Origin of the sequence: Vibrio sp. Vf1514 (assembly GCF_052076135.1) — a bacterium.
GTDB classification, from domain to species: Bacteria; Pseudomonadota; Gammaproteobacteria; order Enterobacterales; family Vibrionaceae; genus Vibrio; species Vibrio furnissii.
This window is the reverse complement of the sequence record NZ_CP197267.1, coordinates 1,219,998-1,236,439: the sequence shown is the minus strand read 5'-3', so window position 1 is coordinate 1,236,439 and position 16,442 is coordinate 1,219,998. Positions and strand designations below refer to the sequence as shown.

Here is a 16,442-nt window from a genome sequence, read left to right as displayed (position 1 = left end):
TCGGCACTGAGTGGAACCCATCAAGATGGATGAGGATGACGAAAAGGACTTTGCGCGGCTCGCCCCATAGTAACTTAACGATATCAGGACGAAGCCCCTTGAATCACCGCCCCTGATCGACCATCAGACAGGCGGTGTTCCATGATTAGAGAAGGGTATCGAGTAGCTGCTTTGTCGGTGTCACAATAGCGACGATGGTTTCATCAAAAATAATGGCATTTTCATTGAGGATTCTTTGATACGCTTCCACGTCAGATTCAGCCAGTGCATCGCCGCGTTTCGCTGTATCAATCAAAATCAGCCCCAATTCAGCCACGTTGATTGCCGCTTCTGCAACTCGCACAGTTTCTACCGACGCCACATTGGCCGCAAAAATAGGTTTGGCTTGCTGCGCCGCTAACTTAACGCTTTGATAATGCATCGCTAACGCATCCAACGCTGTTTTATCACCTTGAGCATAAGTCGCGACCAAATCGTTCATCTCATACACTGTTAAGCTTTCTACTGGTAATGCATCCGCAAAGCGATTTAATCGTTCGTACTGGTTGTATAAATCGCCTTTGTTTGGTGTCGCGATCCACTTCTCCCAATGACGAGCGTAGTATTGAGCTGGCTCGATGTACTTGGCTAGCATTTGTAGTGGCGTTTCGTCTGCGCCATTTGCAAGGCGTTTGAGCATCATGTTTGCATCCGCATGATGACGCATCCCAAGCGAAATCTCAGACCATGAATCCATCGCTTTCATACGCTTGTACATACTGCGCTCATCGGTCAAATCTTGACGAGACCAAAGCCGCTCGGCAATCGCGTAGCTTCTTGGCCATAAACGGTGCTCGATGGTCATTGAATTGAGGTTCTCCCCCCAAATGGTGATTTCCCCACCCAAGATTAACTGCTGTTCTTCTTCGGTCAGCTCAGCCGGATAGCCGCCATTCGGCTCAGGAATCATACTCCCTTCCCTATCACTGCTCGCCACCAGTTCTCCAGTCGTAGGCCAACGAACATTGCCAATCAACTGGTAACTACTGTCTTTCAACTTGCCATCCGAAAAATCATAGTTGAATTCGGTGTAAGACATAAAGTTATCAAAGTGCCCTCTAAACTTCACATCCGGTACGTACTCGATGATAAATACCTCTTCACGAGACTTACCATTGTAATCCGTAAATGCGCGATAGCTGCCGTCAGTCGCTTCGATAATCGTTAAATTGCCAGTACGAGGCCCACCTTTGCTGCGAGGTTTCACCCATTTGTAAGTCGCAAATGTCTCGCCTTGATGGCGCTTGTCATCAACTGTAATCCCTTTCGGCATCGGGTCATTTCGATAGTGGTAACTGGTCGGTTGCGGTTGATCTAAATAATAGCCCGTTGAAAGAATACCTTGATAACCCTCTTTTGCCGCACGACCAATGCTGTCATGTCCTTGCCAGCTTTGAATCACGATCGAAGTCGGCAGATCGTTGTGCCAGATTTCATCCCACCCCGTCATCTTCTTGCCGCGCTTCTTGAGCATGTGTTCAACTTGAGTGTTTAGGTATGATTGCAGGCCCCGTTCACCATTCAGATGGTTGTCATGGATAAATTGCTGAATCTTCGGGTTGTCTTTCCATTGTTGGTAATTCGGCTCATCGCCCCCAATATGAACATACTCATCAGGAAATAACTCAACCACTTCGTCAAACACACTCGCCAGCAGCTTGTAAAGTTCAGGATTGGTTGGATCCATCAAAGGCTCGAAAACACCCCAACCGCGTTGATGCGGATAAGATTGGTCTCCCATACCTGACATCAGTTCAGGATACGCATGTGCTACCGCTGAAGCATGTCCCGGCAAAGAAATTTCAGGAATCACTCTAATGCCAAGGTTACGCGCGTAATCCACCACATCACGGATTTCGTCTTTGGTGTAGTAATCACCATCGGCCGTCTCTTGCCATAACTTTTGGTAGTTATCGAGCTGGATACGAATCGCTTGATCGTCCCAAAGATGCCAATGGAAAACATTCATTTTTGCAGATGCCATCGCATCAAGCTGACGAAGAATGACATTGAGTTCAATGAAGTGACGCGATGTATCATAGGAGACACCACGCCAAGGGAAACGCGGTTCGTCTTGAATGAACACCGCGGGTACAAAGTATCCAGCCGCATCCGTCGTCACAAGTTGCAAAAAGGTTTCTAAACCATGGAACGCACCGTAAGGGCGTTCAGAGCGAATGATGATCTGACCATGACGCGAATCAAGTCGGTACGATTCATCGCTGTTGATGTCCTGTACTTCGGATTTCGGCGCATGACGAATATCAATCACTAAAGTTGCGTCTTTTTCCGACTGGGCATGCCAGTTCAGCATGGGCAATCCCGTTTGTCGATACAAACGGGACATGGTGCGTTTTGCATTGAACTGCACGCGTGGAGAATCATAGCCTTTGATATAAATGCTAAAAGATTTATCCAGTGTGATTTTACCTTGCCCTAACTCTACATTGTGTGGGTAGGGCATCAGGTTCAGATCGGTGTTGGGAGTCATCGCCATCGTCGCCGTTGGAATTGTGATTAAGCCTGAAATGAGTAGTGCTAATGTTCCTTTATTCATTCGCGCCATCCTATCGTTGTGATTCAACCTGAGTCATGCGGTTTCAAAGCGTCATGTGACTCAGTCAAAAGACTTTGCTTGCGTTATGCGACAAGCGCCACCGCTTCACGAACTAGCTCGCCAATTTTGTCCCACTGTTCGCTTTCAATTAAGCTCGGTGCAACCATCCACGTGCCGCCGCAACAAACCACACGGTCGATGGCGAGATACTCATTGATGTTGCTTTTACCAATGCCGCCCGTCGGCATCAGGCTCACATCGACGTAGGGCGCCAATAGAGACTTCACCATTGCGATTCCCCCACTCGCTTCTGCTGGGAAGAATTTGAGGAAGTTCAAACCCAACTCAAGTGCTTGTTCAACCTGACTTGGGTTATTCACACCCGGAACGATTGGCATGTTGATTTCTTGGCAGAGACGAATAGTATTTGGGTTCAACCCCGGCGCGACAATAAACTCTGCGCCAGCATCTTTCGCTTGGGAAATTTGCTCTGGCGTTAGCACTGTGCCAGCACCGATACACATTTGCGGATACGCATCACGCATGGCTTTTATCGCATCGGCAGCTGCTGCTGTTCGAAACGTGACTTCCGCGACTGGCAGACCGTTTTCGACTAACACTTTCGCCAGTGGAATTGCGTGCTCAACCTTGTTAATTTGAATCACTGGGATAATTTTAAATTGCTGAAGTTGCTTAATCATGACTTGAGACATAATCGGTTCTCGGAAATTATCGAATAAGATGAATCATGGCTTCGTTTGGAATAATCGCGCCAGGATATTGAATGACGGTCGCCGCTAACGCGTGCCCCTTTTGTGCGGACGCTTCGCAGCTTTGTCCGGTTAATCGCCCTGCAAGGTAACCAGCGGCAAATGAATCCCCAGCAGCACACGTGTCGATCACGTTTGCGACGCTCTCTGCTGCCACATGAGCAAGTTTGTATTCACCATCTTGTTGCCAAATCAATTTGCATGGTTCGCAGCCCCGTTTAATTACGATTTCTTGGCAGCCAAATCGAAGACAACGCTGCGCCACACTTTCCGCTTCTCCCCACACCAATACGTCGTCATCTTCCGTGATAAGCGCAATGTCAACGAATGGTAGAATTTGGCTGTACCAATACTGAGCGTGAGCCGCAGACCAAAGTTGGGGACGAAAGTTATTGTCGAAAACCACCGTTCCCCCAGCGTCTGAGAATTGCTTCAGCGCTGTGCTCAGCCTGATTTTGCTCTCGTCATCTAGAATCGCGATGCTGATCCCGCTTAGATACAAATAATCCAATGCTTTGTTCAAAATAGCGGTTTCTAGCTTATTGAGTGAAGATGTTGAAAAATAGCTTTTCACAGCGGCCTTATCGCGCCAATAAAGAAAGCTGCGTTCACCTGCTTGATCGGTTTGTACCATGTACAACCCAGGGAGCTTCGCTGGGAAAATCTCGATGAAATCAGTCGCAATGCCTTCGTGTTGCCAACGCTCGGTGAGCTCTCGAGAAAGTACGTCATCACCAAGACCCGTCGCATAGAAGACTTGCACAGGATATGAGGCTGTGAGTCGAGAGAGATATAGTGCGGTATTGAGCGTATCCCCACCAAAACCTTTATGGATTGGATCGCCGCTCAGTTCAATCATGCATTCGCCAAAGAAAGCAATCTTAGTTTGGGATGAATTAGTCATCGTTCACCTACTCTGGGTCGCTTTGAATGGTGGCTCAAAAGAGCCACCAGTTTGTCAGACGCTTATTGCGGTTCCTTTTCTTAAAAGAAACTCATTGTTAAGCGTTTTGATTGGCCAATTTACGGTTCTTTATGGCCACGCCACCGTCGAGGAGATCTTCATCAGACCGCTTCATTTCCATCAGCGCACGTTCGTCATCTAAAATCATTTTCGCGGTATCTGGAGAAACTTGGTTCGCCGGAGTCATCAGACTCACTGCCACACCGGCCGTAAGAGCAAACAAGCAAGATGGAATCACTGGATTACCCCAAAAAGCCGTCAAGTCAGGGCTCATCATGACCGCAAATGAAGCAAGAGAAGCACCTGCCAATGTTGCCAATGCACCTTGCCAGTTGTAACGCTTCCAAAAGCGACCCAACATGCCGCACACGAACATACCTGACATCACTGTCGAAATCATTTTCGTGATATAGCTGATAATGTCGTTGGATGTCAGCGCAAACAGCAACGCACAACCGATCACGACAACCAAAGCCCAGCGCGAATAGCTCAACATGGATTCTTTATTGGGAACACGTCCGGTGAACATGACGTACACGTCACGCAGTAGAATAGAAACACCAGCAATCGCATCTGAGCTGGCACTTGACATTGTCGCCGAGAGGCCTGCAATCAGCACGATAAGGCCAATCCCTACTGGCAGTATCGTTGCCGCGATGTACGGGAAAGCAAAGTTTGCGTTGTTCAATTCAGGGTCAATCGCATGTGCAGCCATACCGATCACGGCCGGAATGATTGAGAAGAACAGGTACAGAACACCGGAACCGACAAATGAGCGGCGGATGGTTGATACATCCTTGCCAGAGTAAATACGTTGACGGAATGAAGGCGTTGCTAAAACACCAACACCGATCACCACTGCCAGTGAAATTGCCGGAATCAAACCAAGCTTATCAATCGCAAGGAAGCTAATCGCTTCAGGCTCCATCGCAGAGTAAAGGTTATCTAACCCGCCGATGTGCTGTACAGAAAGCACCGCCATAAGAATAAAACCAACAAAAAGGATGATGGCTTGAATCGTATCGGTCCACACCACTGCGGTATAACCACCGATAACCACATAGATTGTAAATGCTGCCGCGATGATCATTTTCGCAGTACTAAGCTCGATATCCGCAATCCAAGCGAGGTACATACCACCACCAAGAATATGTGCGCCCAGCCATCCGATCGATGCAATAAAAATAAGCAGGCCAACAACGTTTTTAACGGCACGATTTGCACCCACATAATAGGCGAGCTCTTCACTCATCGTCATGAAGTTAAGTTTACGAACAGGCGCAAACCAGAGTGCCAACAGCAAGATACCGATGGCACCACCAATGCCATAAAGCGCACCCGCCCAACCGTTGGAGTACCCAAAGCCAACCGCCCCCATACTTGAACCCGTACCAACCATGGTTGCAACCGTGGTACCCAAAACGAGAAATAGCGGTAAACCTCGCCCCCCGAGTAAAAAGTCTTCACCTGATTTTTGGTTGCGAGAAACAAACCATCCCAACCAAATTAAAAATAAGACATACGCACCAAATCCAGTAAGAAAAAGTGTACTGTTCATTGAACACCTCTATATTAAAATCCATTTCTAGAAATATAATCCCAACAGCAATATTAGATTCAGTTCCAAATTCTCTAATTTTATTGTTATGTTAATCGCCCAATATACAAGGCACAGCTGTATTATGGAATTATATTTATGTAGGGAGTGAGAGTGCCAAATAGATAATGGCAGGAAAGTTATTATTCGACACTCTCATTGATTTAAAGAAGTAAAAAGTGATGTCTATCGACGATCTTCTCGGTAGCAAGTCACATCGACTTCAACTTTCACATCGACGACAAGGTCACATACCATGCAAATACGTGCAGGTGGGTGATCACCGAAAAACTCTCTGAACACTTTATTAAACGATTGGAAATAACGAGAATCCGTTAACACCACTTTCACGTGCACCACGTCAGCAAGTGTGTAACCTGCTTCTTCCATGATATCCACACAGTTTTGAATCGCTAAGCGAGATTGCTCAATGATGCCGCCTTCCACCACTTCACCATCAGTCATTGGCGTTTGACCCGATACGTATAGGAAGCCCCCGGCCTCTGTTGCGCGTGCAAATGGTAAATGTTGACCGCCTGTGCCTACGCCGCCTTCTACGCCATAACGTTTAATTGACATAATATTCTCCAGTGATAATGCTATATAGCATATTTAATCGAATTGATAAGTTATTAATGGGTATTATTTCTATATATAAATACGCCATTTCTATTTTCTGTGACGCGACCTTTAAAATAAGATGGCGCACCATTTACAAATACATATTCAATACCTTGCGCAACAGAAATTGGATGTTCAAATGTCGCAGTATCTTTAATTGTATTTGGGTTAAATAAAACTAGATCAGCGTATGCGCCTACTTTTATTTCGCCCCGATCTTTTAATTGATAACGCGTTGCTGACATCCCCGTCATCTTGTGAATTGCTTCTGCCAATGAGAAAAGTTGTTCTTCTCGGCAATAATGGCCTAACACTTTCGGAAATGTGCCCCACAAACGCGGATGTGGATGTGGATCATTTGGTAAACCGTCAGATCCCACCATGGTCAACTTGTATTTCAGTACACGTTTAACATCGCTTTCATCCATACAGTGATACACGGCACCGGCTGGTTGCAACGCTTTCGCTGCCTCCATCAGAGGGAGTTGCATCTCTTGAGCAATGCTTTTCAGCATCTTGCCAGCATGTTCTGGCTTACTTTCAGACCAGGTAATGAAGATGTCGATGTCTTCAGTCACCTGATTTAAGTCCAACGTTGAAGAACTCGCAGAATAGGGGTAACAGTCACAAGATACGTCTTGATGTTCAGAGACCTTATCCATCAAATCCAGCACTTCTACCGTGCGTCCCCAGTTGCCCGCACCTGCACATTTTAAATGGGATATCACCACGGGCACTTTGGCGTGCTGACCCGTTTCAAATGCTTCTTCCATGGCGCTGATAATTTCTTCGAATTCACTGCGCATATGTGTGGTATAGATGCCGCCATGATGACCCAGAATTTCAGCCAACCGCATCACTTCACTCGCGTTCGCTTGTTTGGCACTCGCATAAGCAAGGCCGGAACTCAACCCCAATGCCCCCTCTGCCATAGCTTGCGCGAGCGTCTGACGCATTTGTTCAATTTCGCTATCTGTCGCCGTACGCAACAAATCGTCCATGACGTTATTGCGTAACGTCGTATGACCAACCAATGCCGCGACATTGACCGCCGGGTTTGCCGCTTGGACCGCTTTGGCGTATGCGGCAAACGTGGGGTATTTAAAATCTTCAAGCTTACCCAATAGGTTCATCGGGTCTGGCGGTGTATCAGTCAGTACCGCAGGGCTTGCACTGATACCGCAATTGCCTACGATGACCGTCGTCACGCCTTGGCTAATCTTGGGTAGGCAATCGGGATGACGAATTACATTCGTGTCATCGTGCGTGTGCACATCAATAAATCCCGGCGCCAAAGCAAGACCCTGACCATTGATAACTTTCTTTGCAGACAGCTCGTCAAGCTGCCCGACTTGCTCAATTCGATTTTGACGAATCGCAACATCAGCAATGAATGGCGCTGCCCCCGTACCGTCAAATACCTCTACGCTTTTGATCATGGTATCGAACAACATACTTCACTCTCTCTGCCCGTCTTTAACATGATTCCATCTTAATAATTCTTGGTATTTAAACAGTGAAGAAACACACAAAAACAACATCAATGTTTGATAGTTTCTAACATTTTACTTATGGTAATTAAGAACAAGTAATTAATATCAACCACTTAAAGCATGTTACAAATAGGATGGCTATGAACAATCATCGACAAAATTTTGATAGAAACTATCATAATGAGTACGTCACAACGCCAGGTTACGGAGAAAAATCTCAACCTGTTGCACGTCATTCGAACGGACGATACAGCTTGATCCATGAAGAGATCACGTTGCCCGCAGCAGTGATCAAAGCTTCTGCATTAAAAAACAACCTTGATTGGATGCAACGTTTTGCTAACCAGCATCATGTGAAACTGTCTCCTCATGGTAAAACCACCATGACACCCGATTTTTTCAAACAGCAATTAAAACATGGGGCTTGGGGAATCACCGTCGCCACACCAGCACAGGCAGAAGTTGCTGTACTCGCAGGGGCTGAAAATATCATCATGGCCAATCAATTAGTGGGGCGAGCGAACATGAACATCATCGCCAACTTAATTGAAGCACACGGCATCAACTTCTATTGCTGTGTCGATTCAAGCCGCAACATCAACGCCCTAGAACGCGTGTTCGCCGAACGTCAGTTATCTCTCAATGTATTCATTGAGTTTGGCGTCGAAGGTGGCCGCTGTGGCTGCCGAAGTCAGAAGGACATTGTGGAGCTCGCAACGCTCATCCACCAACAAACTCACCTCACTTTAAAAGGGATTGAAGTCTATGAAGGCGTGATCCATGGTGACAATGCAGAACAAGACATTCGCAACTTCCTCAACAGCACATTAGAACTCGCGGCGCTGTTACAAAAGAACCAGTTAATTGAGGCAAAACCTATAGTTACCGGAGCTGGTTCTGCTTGGTATGACGTCGTTTCTGAATGCTTTGCCGACCTGAAAGAGTTTGATGCCATCATTCGCCCTGGCTGCTACGCAATTCATGACACCGGCATCTACCTAGATGCACAAAACAAAGTGATGCAGCGAGCAGAAAGGAACCGCGGTGCAGCATGTGAATTAGGAGGGGATTTGGAATCAGCACTAGAACTGTGGGCCTATGTTATTTCTCGCCCTGAACCCACCAAGCTGGTGGTTGGCTTTGGCAAGCGCGACGTTGCCTTTGATGCGGGCTTGCCAACGCCTGAGCGCGCGTACCGCGATGGCGAAGCAATCACGATTGAAAGAGCCGTGACGACCGCAGTGATGGATCAGCACGCATTCATCGAAGTCAACGAAAATAGTGATCTGCAAGTCGGTGATATGATTGCCTTCTCCACCTCTCATCCGTGCTTAACCTTTGATAAGTGGCGCGCAGTGGCCGTTTGTGATGATGAATATCAAGTCACTCATTGGGTCAAAACTCGTTTCTGATGATGAGCTTAGGAAAGCTTTTCGTTATACTTCATGCCAAACCTTTGGAGGCGCAGTCATCGCCTCCATGCAAAACATAGGAAGACAGCTTGAGCTTAGAAGTCGATATTATTTCTCAAATCACGGAACGTTTTAGTGCTTTACGCGATGCCGAAAAGAAAGTCGCAAAGTTGATCATGGACGACATTCAAGCCGCCGCCAATGCCAGCATTACAGAACTGGCAGAAAACGCAGAAGTGAGTGAAGCCACCATCACACGTTTTGCGAAAGCAATTGGCTGCAAAAATGTGCGTGAAATGAAGATCAAACTGGCGCAAACCTTAACGGTAGGACAACGATTCATCCTTGAGCCACCGGATCAAAGTGGCTACCAAGGAATTTATGAGTCGATCAAACAAACCCTCGATATCAATCGAAGTTTGATTGTTGAAGAGGATATCGAGAGCGCCGTGAGTTGGCTGCATGAGGCGAGACAAGTCATTTGTGTCGGCATGGGAGGCGGTTCAACAATTGCTGCCCAAGAAATGCAGCATCGGTTGTTCCGCTTGGGCTACCCAGTTGTTGCCTACAACGATGGATTACTGTCGCGAATGATTGCTGCAACCGCGGATATCAATGATGTTTTGGTGATGATGTCAGCGACAGGTTATACCCCGGCCATCATCGAAACAGCACAGTTGGCAAAGCAATACGGTGTGAAAATTATCGTCATTACTCCCAAAAACACACCACTGACTGAACATGCTGACCTCGTTTTGCCTATCGAGCATCAAGAGACTGATTTCATTTACAAACCATCAGCTTCCCGTTACGCAATGCTGGCTTTAGTAGATGTGCTGTCGATGGCATTGGCAGTCAATCACAAACGGCGTTCGAGAGATAAACTACGTCGACTCAAAGTTGCGCTCGATTCCTATCGTGGTGGTTTAGAAAGACAGCCTTTAGGGGATTAATATCTAAAAACCGTCAATCCATCCCAAACATTATTCAGCTTGTTTCTGCAGATCCCAGTCTTTCCAAACAGGTTCTACGCCAGAAGGCAGCCAAAGATTACGCCCCAATTCCATCCACGGAGACGGGTAATGAAAGTCGCTGCCTTGAGAAGCTAATAGGTTGTATTGTATCGCATAATCGGCCAAGTTGCGTTTTTCTTGTGGCGCTTGCTGCGGCTGTGCAACTTCCATGGCGTCACCGCCCGCGTCTACAAACGCTGCAATGAGGCGCTTTAGCCATTTAGTCGTCAAGTCATATCGGCCGGGATGAGCCAATACCGCCTGACCGCCCGCAGCATGAATCGCGGCAATCGCTTCTTGCATGGTGCACCAGTTCGGTGGCACATAGCCGGGATGATTGCGCGTCAGGTACTTCTTAAAGACCTGCTGCATATTCTTCACATACCCAGCGTCCACCAGCCATTTGGCAAAATGCGCACGCGTGATCGGCGCATCGCCAGCAATCGCTTTCACTTCCTCAAGCACGCCCTCACGCGTCGCCTTTTGCAAACGCTCAGCAATCATCTCAGCGCGAACCATGCGGTGTTGCTTTTGCTGGTCAATAAGCGCACTCAGCTCAGGATGATTCGGGTCGATATTCAAGCCAACAATATGGATGTCTTTGTTCTGCCACACGGTAGAGATTTCAATGCCGTTGATCAGCGTGAGCGAATAGCCGCGCTCGGCAATGTATGCACGCGCCGGCGCCAAGGCATCCACGGTATCGTGATCGGTAATCGCCAGTGCATCTAGATTAAATTCAACTGCTCGGTCAATGAGTTGGTCGACGTTCAGACGGCCATCGGATGCAGTTGTGTGACTGTGTAGGTCAATTTTTAGCATTTTTTTGAATTTGCCTGTTTTTAAGGCTTGACTTTCGCACCTCGCACTAGTTTACTAGTACACAAATACGAGAGCACATGAATAAGGCTTCCTATGTTACAAGAATTTAACCCAAACCATAATGCAAATTTAAGCGCAGCATCTGCTGAGCTGAGCTGGTGGCGCACTTGGGCAAGTTCTTGGTGGGCTCACGTGTACTCTTAAGAAAGGATACGCCTGAAAAAGCCCGCTCACCAGCGGGCTTTTTTTTCAGCCATTTTTATACGAAATTCACCGGCTCGGTTCATCATACAAATTACGCATTCAACATCGATACTGAGCAAGAGCCGCGACGTAAACCGTTTAAAACAGATAAGGAGGTCTTGTGAACAAGGCCATTGAAATCAAAAATCTAGCACAGCTTGAAGTGCTCAACGCAACACTGCCATACACGCAAGACCCAACGGCGCTGTTTCACGCACTGTGTGAAGGAAAGACCGATTGCTTACTGCTGGAATCGGCAGAAATCGATTCGAAACAGAATCTGAAAAGCCTACTGCTGATCGACGCCGCGGTGCGCATTGTCTGTTTCGGTCACCAAGTGACGTTTCAGGCGCTGAGCGACAACGGCCGCGCGCTGATTGAAGTCCTTGCACACAATGTGGTGGCCAATATTCCCGCAACGCGCAGCGACGACGCGCTCACGCTGACGTTCACCACACCATGCGATACGTTGGATGAAGATTCTCGCCTACGTGAAGCCTCATCGTTTGATGCGTTGCGTTTGGTGCAACACAGCTTTGATTTGTCGGGCCACGACAAACACGCGATTTTCCTCGGCGGCCTATTTGCTTACGACATGGTGGCCAACTTCGAACCGCTGGGTGATGCCACCGCGATCAACCAATGTCCAGATTACGTGTTTTACGTCTCTGAGAACCTGATGATTGTCGATCACCAGAGTGAAAGCTGCCTACTTCAAGCCACTGCCTTTACCGCCGACAGCACGGTTAAAGCAACACTGCGTCAGCGTCAGGAAGCGATCCGCGCGCAAGCTTCACAAACCTTGTCTCAGCCGCAAGCGACAAAACTGGCTGAAGTCACCGTCGAAACCAACATCAGCGATGCAGATTTCTGCGACATCGTCAGCGATTTAAAACAGTACGTGGTGAAAGGCGATATTTTCCAAGTGGTACCATCACGCCGCTTCATGCTGCCATGCCCTTCCCCATTAGCAGCTTACCAACGCCTAAAAGAGAGCAACCCAAGCCCTTACATGTTCTACATGCAAGACGAACGCTTTACGCTGTTTGGCGCGTCGCCAGAAAGCGCACTGAAATACGCCACCGATACCAACCAAATTGAAATTTACCCAATTGCGGGTACCCGTCGCCGTGGCAAAAATGCTGATGGTTCAATCAACTTCGACCTCGACAGCCGCCTAGAGCTGGAACTGCGCTGCGATAAAAAAGAGAACGCCGAGCACATGATGCTGGTGGATCTGGCGCGCAACGACGTAGCGCGCATTGCCCAAGCCGGCAGCCGCCATGTGGCGGACTTGCTGAAAGTAGACCGCTATAGCCATGTGATGCATTTGGTGTCCCGCGTGGTGGGTCAACTGCGTGACGATTTGGATGCACTGCACGCTTATCAAGCCTGTATGAATATGGGCACCCTGACCGGCGCACCCAAAATCCGCGCGATGCAACTGATTCGTGATGTGGAAAAAGAGCGTCGTGGTAGCTACGGTGGCGCCGTTGGTTACTTGACTGGCGAAGGCGATTTAGACACCTGTATTGTGATTCGCTCTGCGTATGTTGAAAACGGCATCGCCCAAGTTCAAGCCGGTGCGGGTGTGGTGTACGACTCCGACCCACAAGCCGAAGCCGATGAAACTCGCGGCAAAGCACAAGCGGTTATTTCCGCAATTCAATTTGCTCATCAGGCGTAAGGAATTTCATCATGACACACTCAGCAAATATTGTTTTCATCGATAACTTCGATTCCTTCACCTACAACTTGGTAGACCAATTCCGCTCGTTAGGTCACCGCGTCACGGTATACCGTAACCACATCGCCGCCGATGTGATTGAACACGCCGTGTCACAACTAGACAACCCAGTCGTCATTTTGTCACCCGGCCCGGGCGTGCCGTCTGAAGCAGGTTCGATGCCAGAAATCCTGCAACGCCTGAAAGGCAAAGTACCGATGATTGGCATTTGCCTTGGCCATCAAGCCATGGTGGAAGCCTACGGCGGCACCGTGGCTGGCGCCGGTGAAATTGTGCACGGCAAAGTGTCGATGATGGAACACGACAACCACCCCATTTATGAGGGCCTGCCTTCTCCGCTGGCGATTGCGCGCTATCACTCACTGGTTGCGACCTCAGTGCCCGACAGCCTGAAGGTGACTGCCGAAGTCGATGGTTTGGTGATGTCGATTGTCCATGACGAAGACAAACTGTGCGGGTTCCAGTTCCACCCCGAATCCATCATGACCACCTACGGGGCGACGCTACTGGCGAACGCGATTAACTGGGCGTTGGCGCGATAACAGCACACAGCACACAGCACACAGCACACAGCACACAGCACAACTAAATAGACGAACACACCGGATTCGCAAACACAACGATTAGAGCGGGTCATTCGGGATACGGAGAAAGCATCATGCAACACATCATCACCAAACTTTACGCGCAAGACGCACTGACCCAAGCCGAAAGTCAGGCCTTGTTTGACTACATCATTCGCGGCGAATGTGAACAGCCACTGATGGCCGCAGCGCTGACGGCACTGAAAATCAAAGGCGAAACCCCCGACGAAATCGTGGGTGCCGTGCGCGCCTTACTCGCCAACGCCAGTCCATTCCCACGTCCAGATTACGACTTTGCCGACATCGTTGGCACAGGCGGCGACGGTGCCAACACCATCAACATTTCAACCACGTCGGCGTTTGTTGCTGCGGCATGCGGCGTCAAAGTGGCCAAGCACGGTAACCGCGGCGTATCGAGCAAATCCGGATCGTCTGATGTATTAGATGCGTTTGGCATCAACATGACCATGAGCGCTGAACAATCCCGTCAAGCACTGGACGACTTGGGCGTCGCCTTCCTATTCGCTCCGCAATATCACGGCGGCTTTCGCCATGCGATGCCGGTGCGTCAAAGTTTGAAAACTCGTACGATTTTCAACATTTTAGGTCCACTGATTAACCCAGCGCGTCCCAATATCGAACTGATGGGCGTGTACAGCCAAGATTTGGTTCGTCCTATCGCAGAAACCATGGTACAAATGGGTTTGAAACGAGCCGCTGTGGTTCATGGTTCAGGATTGGACGAAGTGGCAATTCATGGTGTGACCCATGTTGCCGAAATCAAAGATGGCGAAATTACCGAATACACCTTAACGCCGCAGGACTTTGGTTTGGAAACCTACCCGCTGGAAGCGATTAAAGGTGGCGAGCCTCAGGAAAATCGCGCCATCATCGAAAATATTCTGACTGGCAAGGGAACGCCTGCTCAAGTCGCCGCAGTTGCGGTTAACGTTGCCCTGTTGTTGCGCCTATTTGGCTTTGAAGATTTAAAAGCCAACGCACAACGCGCCATTGATGTCATGAACTCAGGCAAAGCGTTTGATCTGGTAAAACAACTAGCAGAGCGAGGTTAAGCCCCTGATGTCTGAAATGAACGTGTCTGAACAAAACGACCAGCTGTCTGAACACATCTCCGTGAAGAATGCGCAGATGGCCGAAGTCTTGGCAAAAATCGTCAACGATAAAATCACTTGGGTTGCAGCGCGCAAGTTAGCGCAACCGGTCGACACCTTTAAACCGCTGCTGACCCCATCAGATCGCGACTTTTACGCCGCGCTAGACAGTGGCAAAACCGCTTTCATCCTTGAGTGCAAAAAGGCGTCACCATCGAAAGGTCTGATTCGTCAGCAGTTTGATCTGGATTACATCGCATCGGTCTACAACCAGTACGCCAGCGCGATCTCAGTGCTGACCGATGAGAAATACTTTCAAGGCAGTTTCGATTTTCTGCCGCGCGTGCGTGCTCAAGTGACTCAACCCATCTTGTGCAAAGATTTCATGATCGATACGTATCAGGTTTACCTCGCCCGTCATTACGGCGCGGATGCGATTCTGCTGATGCTGTCGGTATTAGATGATGACACATACCGCGAGTTGGCCAATGTGGCGCATGAGCTGGGCATGGGGATTCTGACCGAAGTCAGCAACGAGGAAGAACTCGAACGCGCCGTGGCACTAAAAGCACGCGTGGTTGGGATCAACAACCGCAACTTGCGCGATCTCACCACCGATCTGAATCGCACCAAGCAACTGGCTCCTAAACTGCCGCAAGGCACCACGATCATTTCCGAATCGGGCATTTACACCCACCAGCAAGTGCGCGACCTCGCCCGCTTTGCCAAGGGCTTCCTGATTGGTAGCTCTCTGATGAGCCAAGACAACGTGGAGCTGGCGGTTCGCAAAGTCGTGCTGGGTGAAAACAAAGTGTGTGGCTTGACGCATCCCGACGATGCCGTGAAAGCCTATCAATCCGGCGCGGTGTTTGGCGGGTTAATTTTTGCGCAGCACTCCAAACGCTGCGTAGATCTTGAAACCGCTCGCCTCACGATGAGCGGCGCGCCCCTGCAATACGTTGGCGTGTTTCAAAACGACAGCATCGACACCATCGCTCACGCGGTCGAAGAGCTGGGATTGTTTGCGGTGCAACTGCACGGTAATGAAAGCCAAGCAGACATTGATGCGCTCAAAGCGCGTTTACCTGAATCGGTTGAAATCTGGAAAGCTTACGGCGTCACCGATCGCATGCCGGCCCTACTCAACCAAATCGACCGTCACTTATTGGATGCCAAAGTCGGCAATCAAAGCGGCGGCACAGGGACGGTGTTCGACTGGTCGCTGATTGAATCGCCCGAGCGCATCATGCTGGCTGGCGGTCTCAACCCAGACAACGTTCAGCAAGCGGCCAAATTAGGCTGTCTTGGCTTGGATCTCAACTCTGGGGTGGAAAGCGAACCGGGCAAAAAAGACATCACCAAACTCCGTCAAGCATTCAACGAAATTCGTAATTATTAATCACTCGTACTCCCCCCCTTTGAGTCGCTCACGCGAGCTGTTTTCACGCCAAAGGGGACGTACATCGGT

14 protein-coding genes and 1 other annotated feature are annotated in these 16,442 nt (G+C 48.9%); of the genes, 7 read left to right on the top strand and 7 right to left on the bottom strand.

What is annotated here, in order from left to right; all coding sequences use genetic code 11:
• Nucleotides 1-145 precede the first annotated feature (145 nt).
• From ACS18Q_RS05740 to ACS18Q_RS05715, 6 genes are all read right to left on the bottom strand, one after another.
• Nucleotides 146-2,596 (bottom strand): family 20 glycosylhydrolase, encoded by a 2,451-nt coding sequence (locus tag ACS18Q_RS05740; protein WP_441257511.1) that lies wholly within the window; start codon nt 2,594-2,596, stop codon nt 146-148.
• Nucleotides 2,597-2,679: 83 nt separating this feature from the next.
• Complete coding sequence (locus ACS18Q_RS05735; protein ID WP_172562108.1) at nt 2,680-3,309, bottom strand: bifunctional 4-hydroxy-2-oxoglutarate aldolase/2-dehydro-3-deoxy-phosphogluconate aldolase; 630 nt, start codon at nt 3,307-3,309, stop codon at nt 2,680-2,682.
• Between the two features lie 16 nt (nt 3,310-3,325).
• Nucleotides 3,326-4,270 (bottom strand): sugar kinase, encoded by a 945-nt coding sequence (locus ACS18Q_RS05730; RefSeq protein ID WP_208549677.1) that lies wholly within the window; start codon nt 4,268-4,270, stop codon nt 3,326-3,328.
• Between the two features lie 97 nt (nt 4,271-4,367).
• Nucleotides 4,368-5,888, bottom strand: coding sequence for a sodium:solute symporter family protein (locus ACS18Q_RS05725; protein WP_014205284.1), 1,521 nt, complete (start codon nt 5,886-5,888; stop codon nt 4,368-4,370).
• A 225-nt stretch (nt 5,889-6,113) separates the two neighbouring features.
• Complete coding sequence (locus ACS18Q_RS05720; protein ID WP_004726278.1) at nt 6,114-6,506, bottom strand: RidA family protein; 393 nt, start codon at nt 6,504-6,506, stop codon at nt 6,114-6,116.
• A gap of 53 nt (nt 6,507-6,559) precedes the next feature.
• The gene (locus ACS18Q_RS05715; RefSeq protein ID WP_004726279.1) at nt 6,560-8,002 is read right to left on the bottom strand and encodes an N-acyl-D-amino-acid deacylase family protein; all 1,443 of its coding nucleotides are present in this window, start codon (nt 8,000-8,002) and stop codon (nt 6,560-6,562) included.
• A gap of 179 nt (nt 8,003-8,181) precedes the next feature.
• Here ACS18Q_RS05715 and ACS18Q_RS05710 point away from each other — a divergent pair, with 179 nt between their 5' ends.
• Both ACS18Q_RS05710 and ACS18Q_RS05705 read left to right on the top strand, forming a co-directional pair.
• Nucleotides 8,182-9,453 carry an amino acid deaminase gene (locus ACS18Q_RS05710; RefSeq protein WP_441257510.1) on the top strand — a complete coding sequence of 424 codons (1,272 nt, stop codon included), beginning with the start codon at nt 8,182-8,184 and terminating at the stop codon, nt 9,451-9,453.
• Nucleotides 9,454-9,542: 89 nt separating this feature from the next.
• Nucleotides 9,543-10,406: a MurR/RpiR family transcriptional regulator gene (locus ACS18Q_RS05705; protein ID WP_004726281.1), complete on the top strand. Its 864-nt coding sequence runs from the start codon at nt 9,543-9,545 to the stop codon at nt 10,404-10,406.
• 30 nt (nt 10,407-10,436) lie between these two features.
• On the opposite strand, the gene rnm is transcribed toward ACS18Q_RS05705, so the two are convergent.
• Complete coding sequence (gene rnm / locus ACS18Q_RS05700) at nt 10,437-11,288, bottom strand: RNase RNM (RefSeq protein ID WP_395211917.1); 852 nt, start codon at nt 11,286-11,288, stop codon at nt 10,437-10,439.
• A 93-nt stretch (nt 11,289-11,381) separates the two neighbouring features.
• Between rnm and ACS18Q_RS05695 the strand changes: the two genes are divergently transcribed.
• From ACS18Q_RS05695 to trpCF, 5 genes are all read left to right on the top strand, one after another.
• Nucleotides 11,382-11,492, top strand: coding sequence for a Trp operon leader peptide (locus tag ACS18Q_RS05695; protein WP_081454201.1), 111 nt, complete (start codon nt 11,382-11,384; stop codon nt 11,490-11,492).
• Nucleotides 11,439-11,538: a sequence feature (Trp leader region), on the top strand. Its footprint overlaps the gene before it by 54 nt.
• A 114-nt stretch (nt 11,539-11,652) precedes the next feature.
• Nucleotides 11,653-13,218 carry an anthranilate synthase component 1 gene (locus ACS18Q_RS05690; RefSeq protein WP_441257509.1) on the top strand — a complete coding sequence of 522 codons (1,566 nt, stop codon included), beginning with the start codon at nt 11,653-11,655 and terminating at the stop codon, nt 13,216-13,218.
• Between the two features lie 11 nt (nt 13,219-13,229).
• Entirely contained in the window at nt 13,230-13,820 is a 591-nt protein-coding gene (locus ACS18Q_RS05685; protein WP_004726284.1) for an aminodeoxychorismate/anthranilate synthase component II, read from the top strand.
• A gap of 116 nt (nt 13,821-13,936) precedes the next feature.
• Nucleotides 13,937-14,935 carry an anthranilate phosphoribosyltransferase gene (trpD, locus tag ACS18Q_RS05680; RefSeq protein WP_004726285.1) on the top strand — a complete coding sequence of 333 codons (999 nt, stop codon included), beginning with the start codon at nt 13,937-13,939 and terminating at the stop codon, nt 14,933-14,935.
• A 7-nt stretch (nt 14,936-14,942) separates the two neighbouring features.
• A complete protein-coding gene (trpCF, locus tag ACS18Q_RS05675; protein WP_158165133.1) occupies nt 14,943-16,373 on the top strand; it encodes a bifunctional indole-3-glycerol-phosphate synthase TrpC/phosphoribosylanthranilate isomerase TrpF in 1,431 nt (476 codons plus the stop codon).
• Nucleotides 16,374-16,442: the final 69 nt, after the last annotated feature.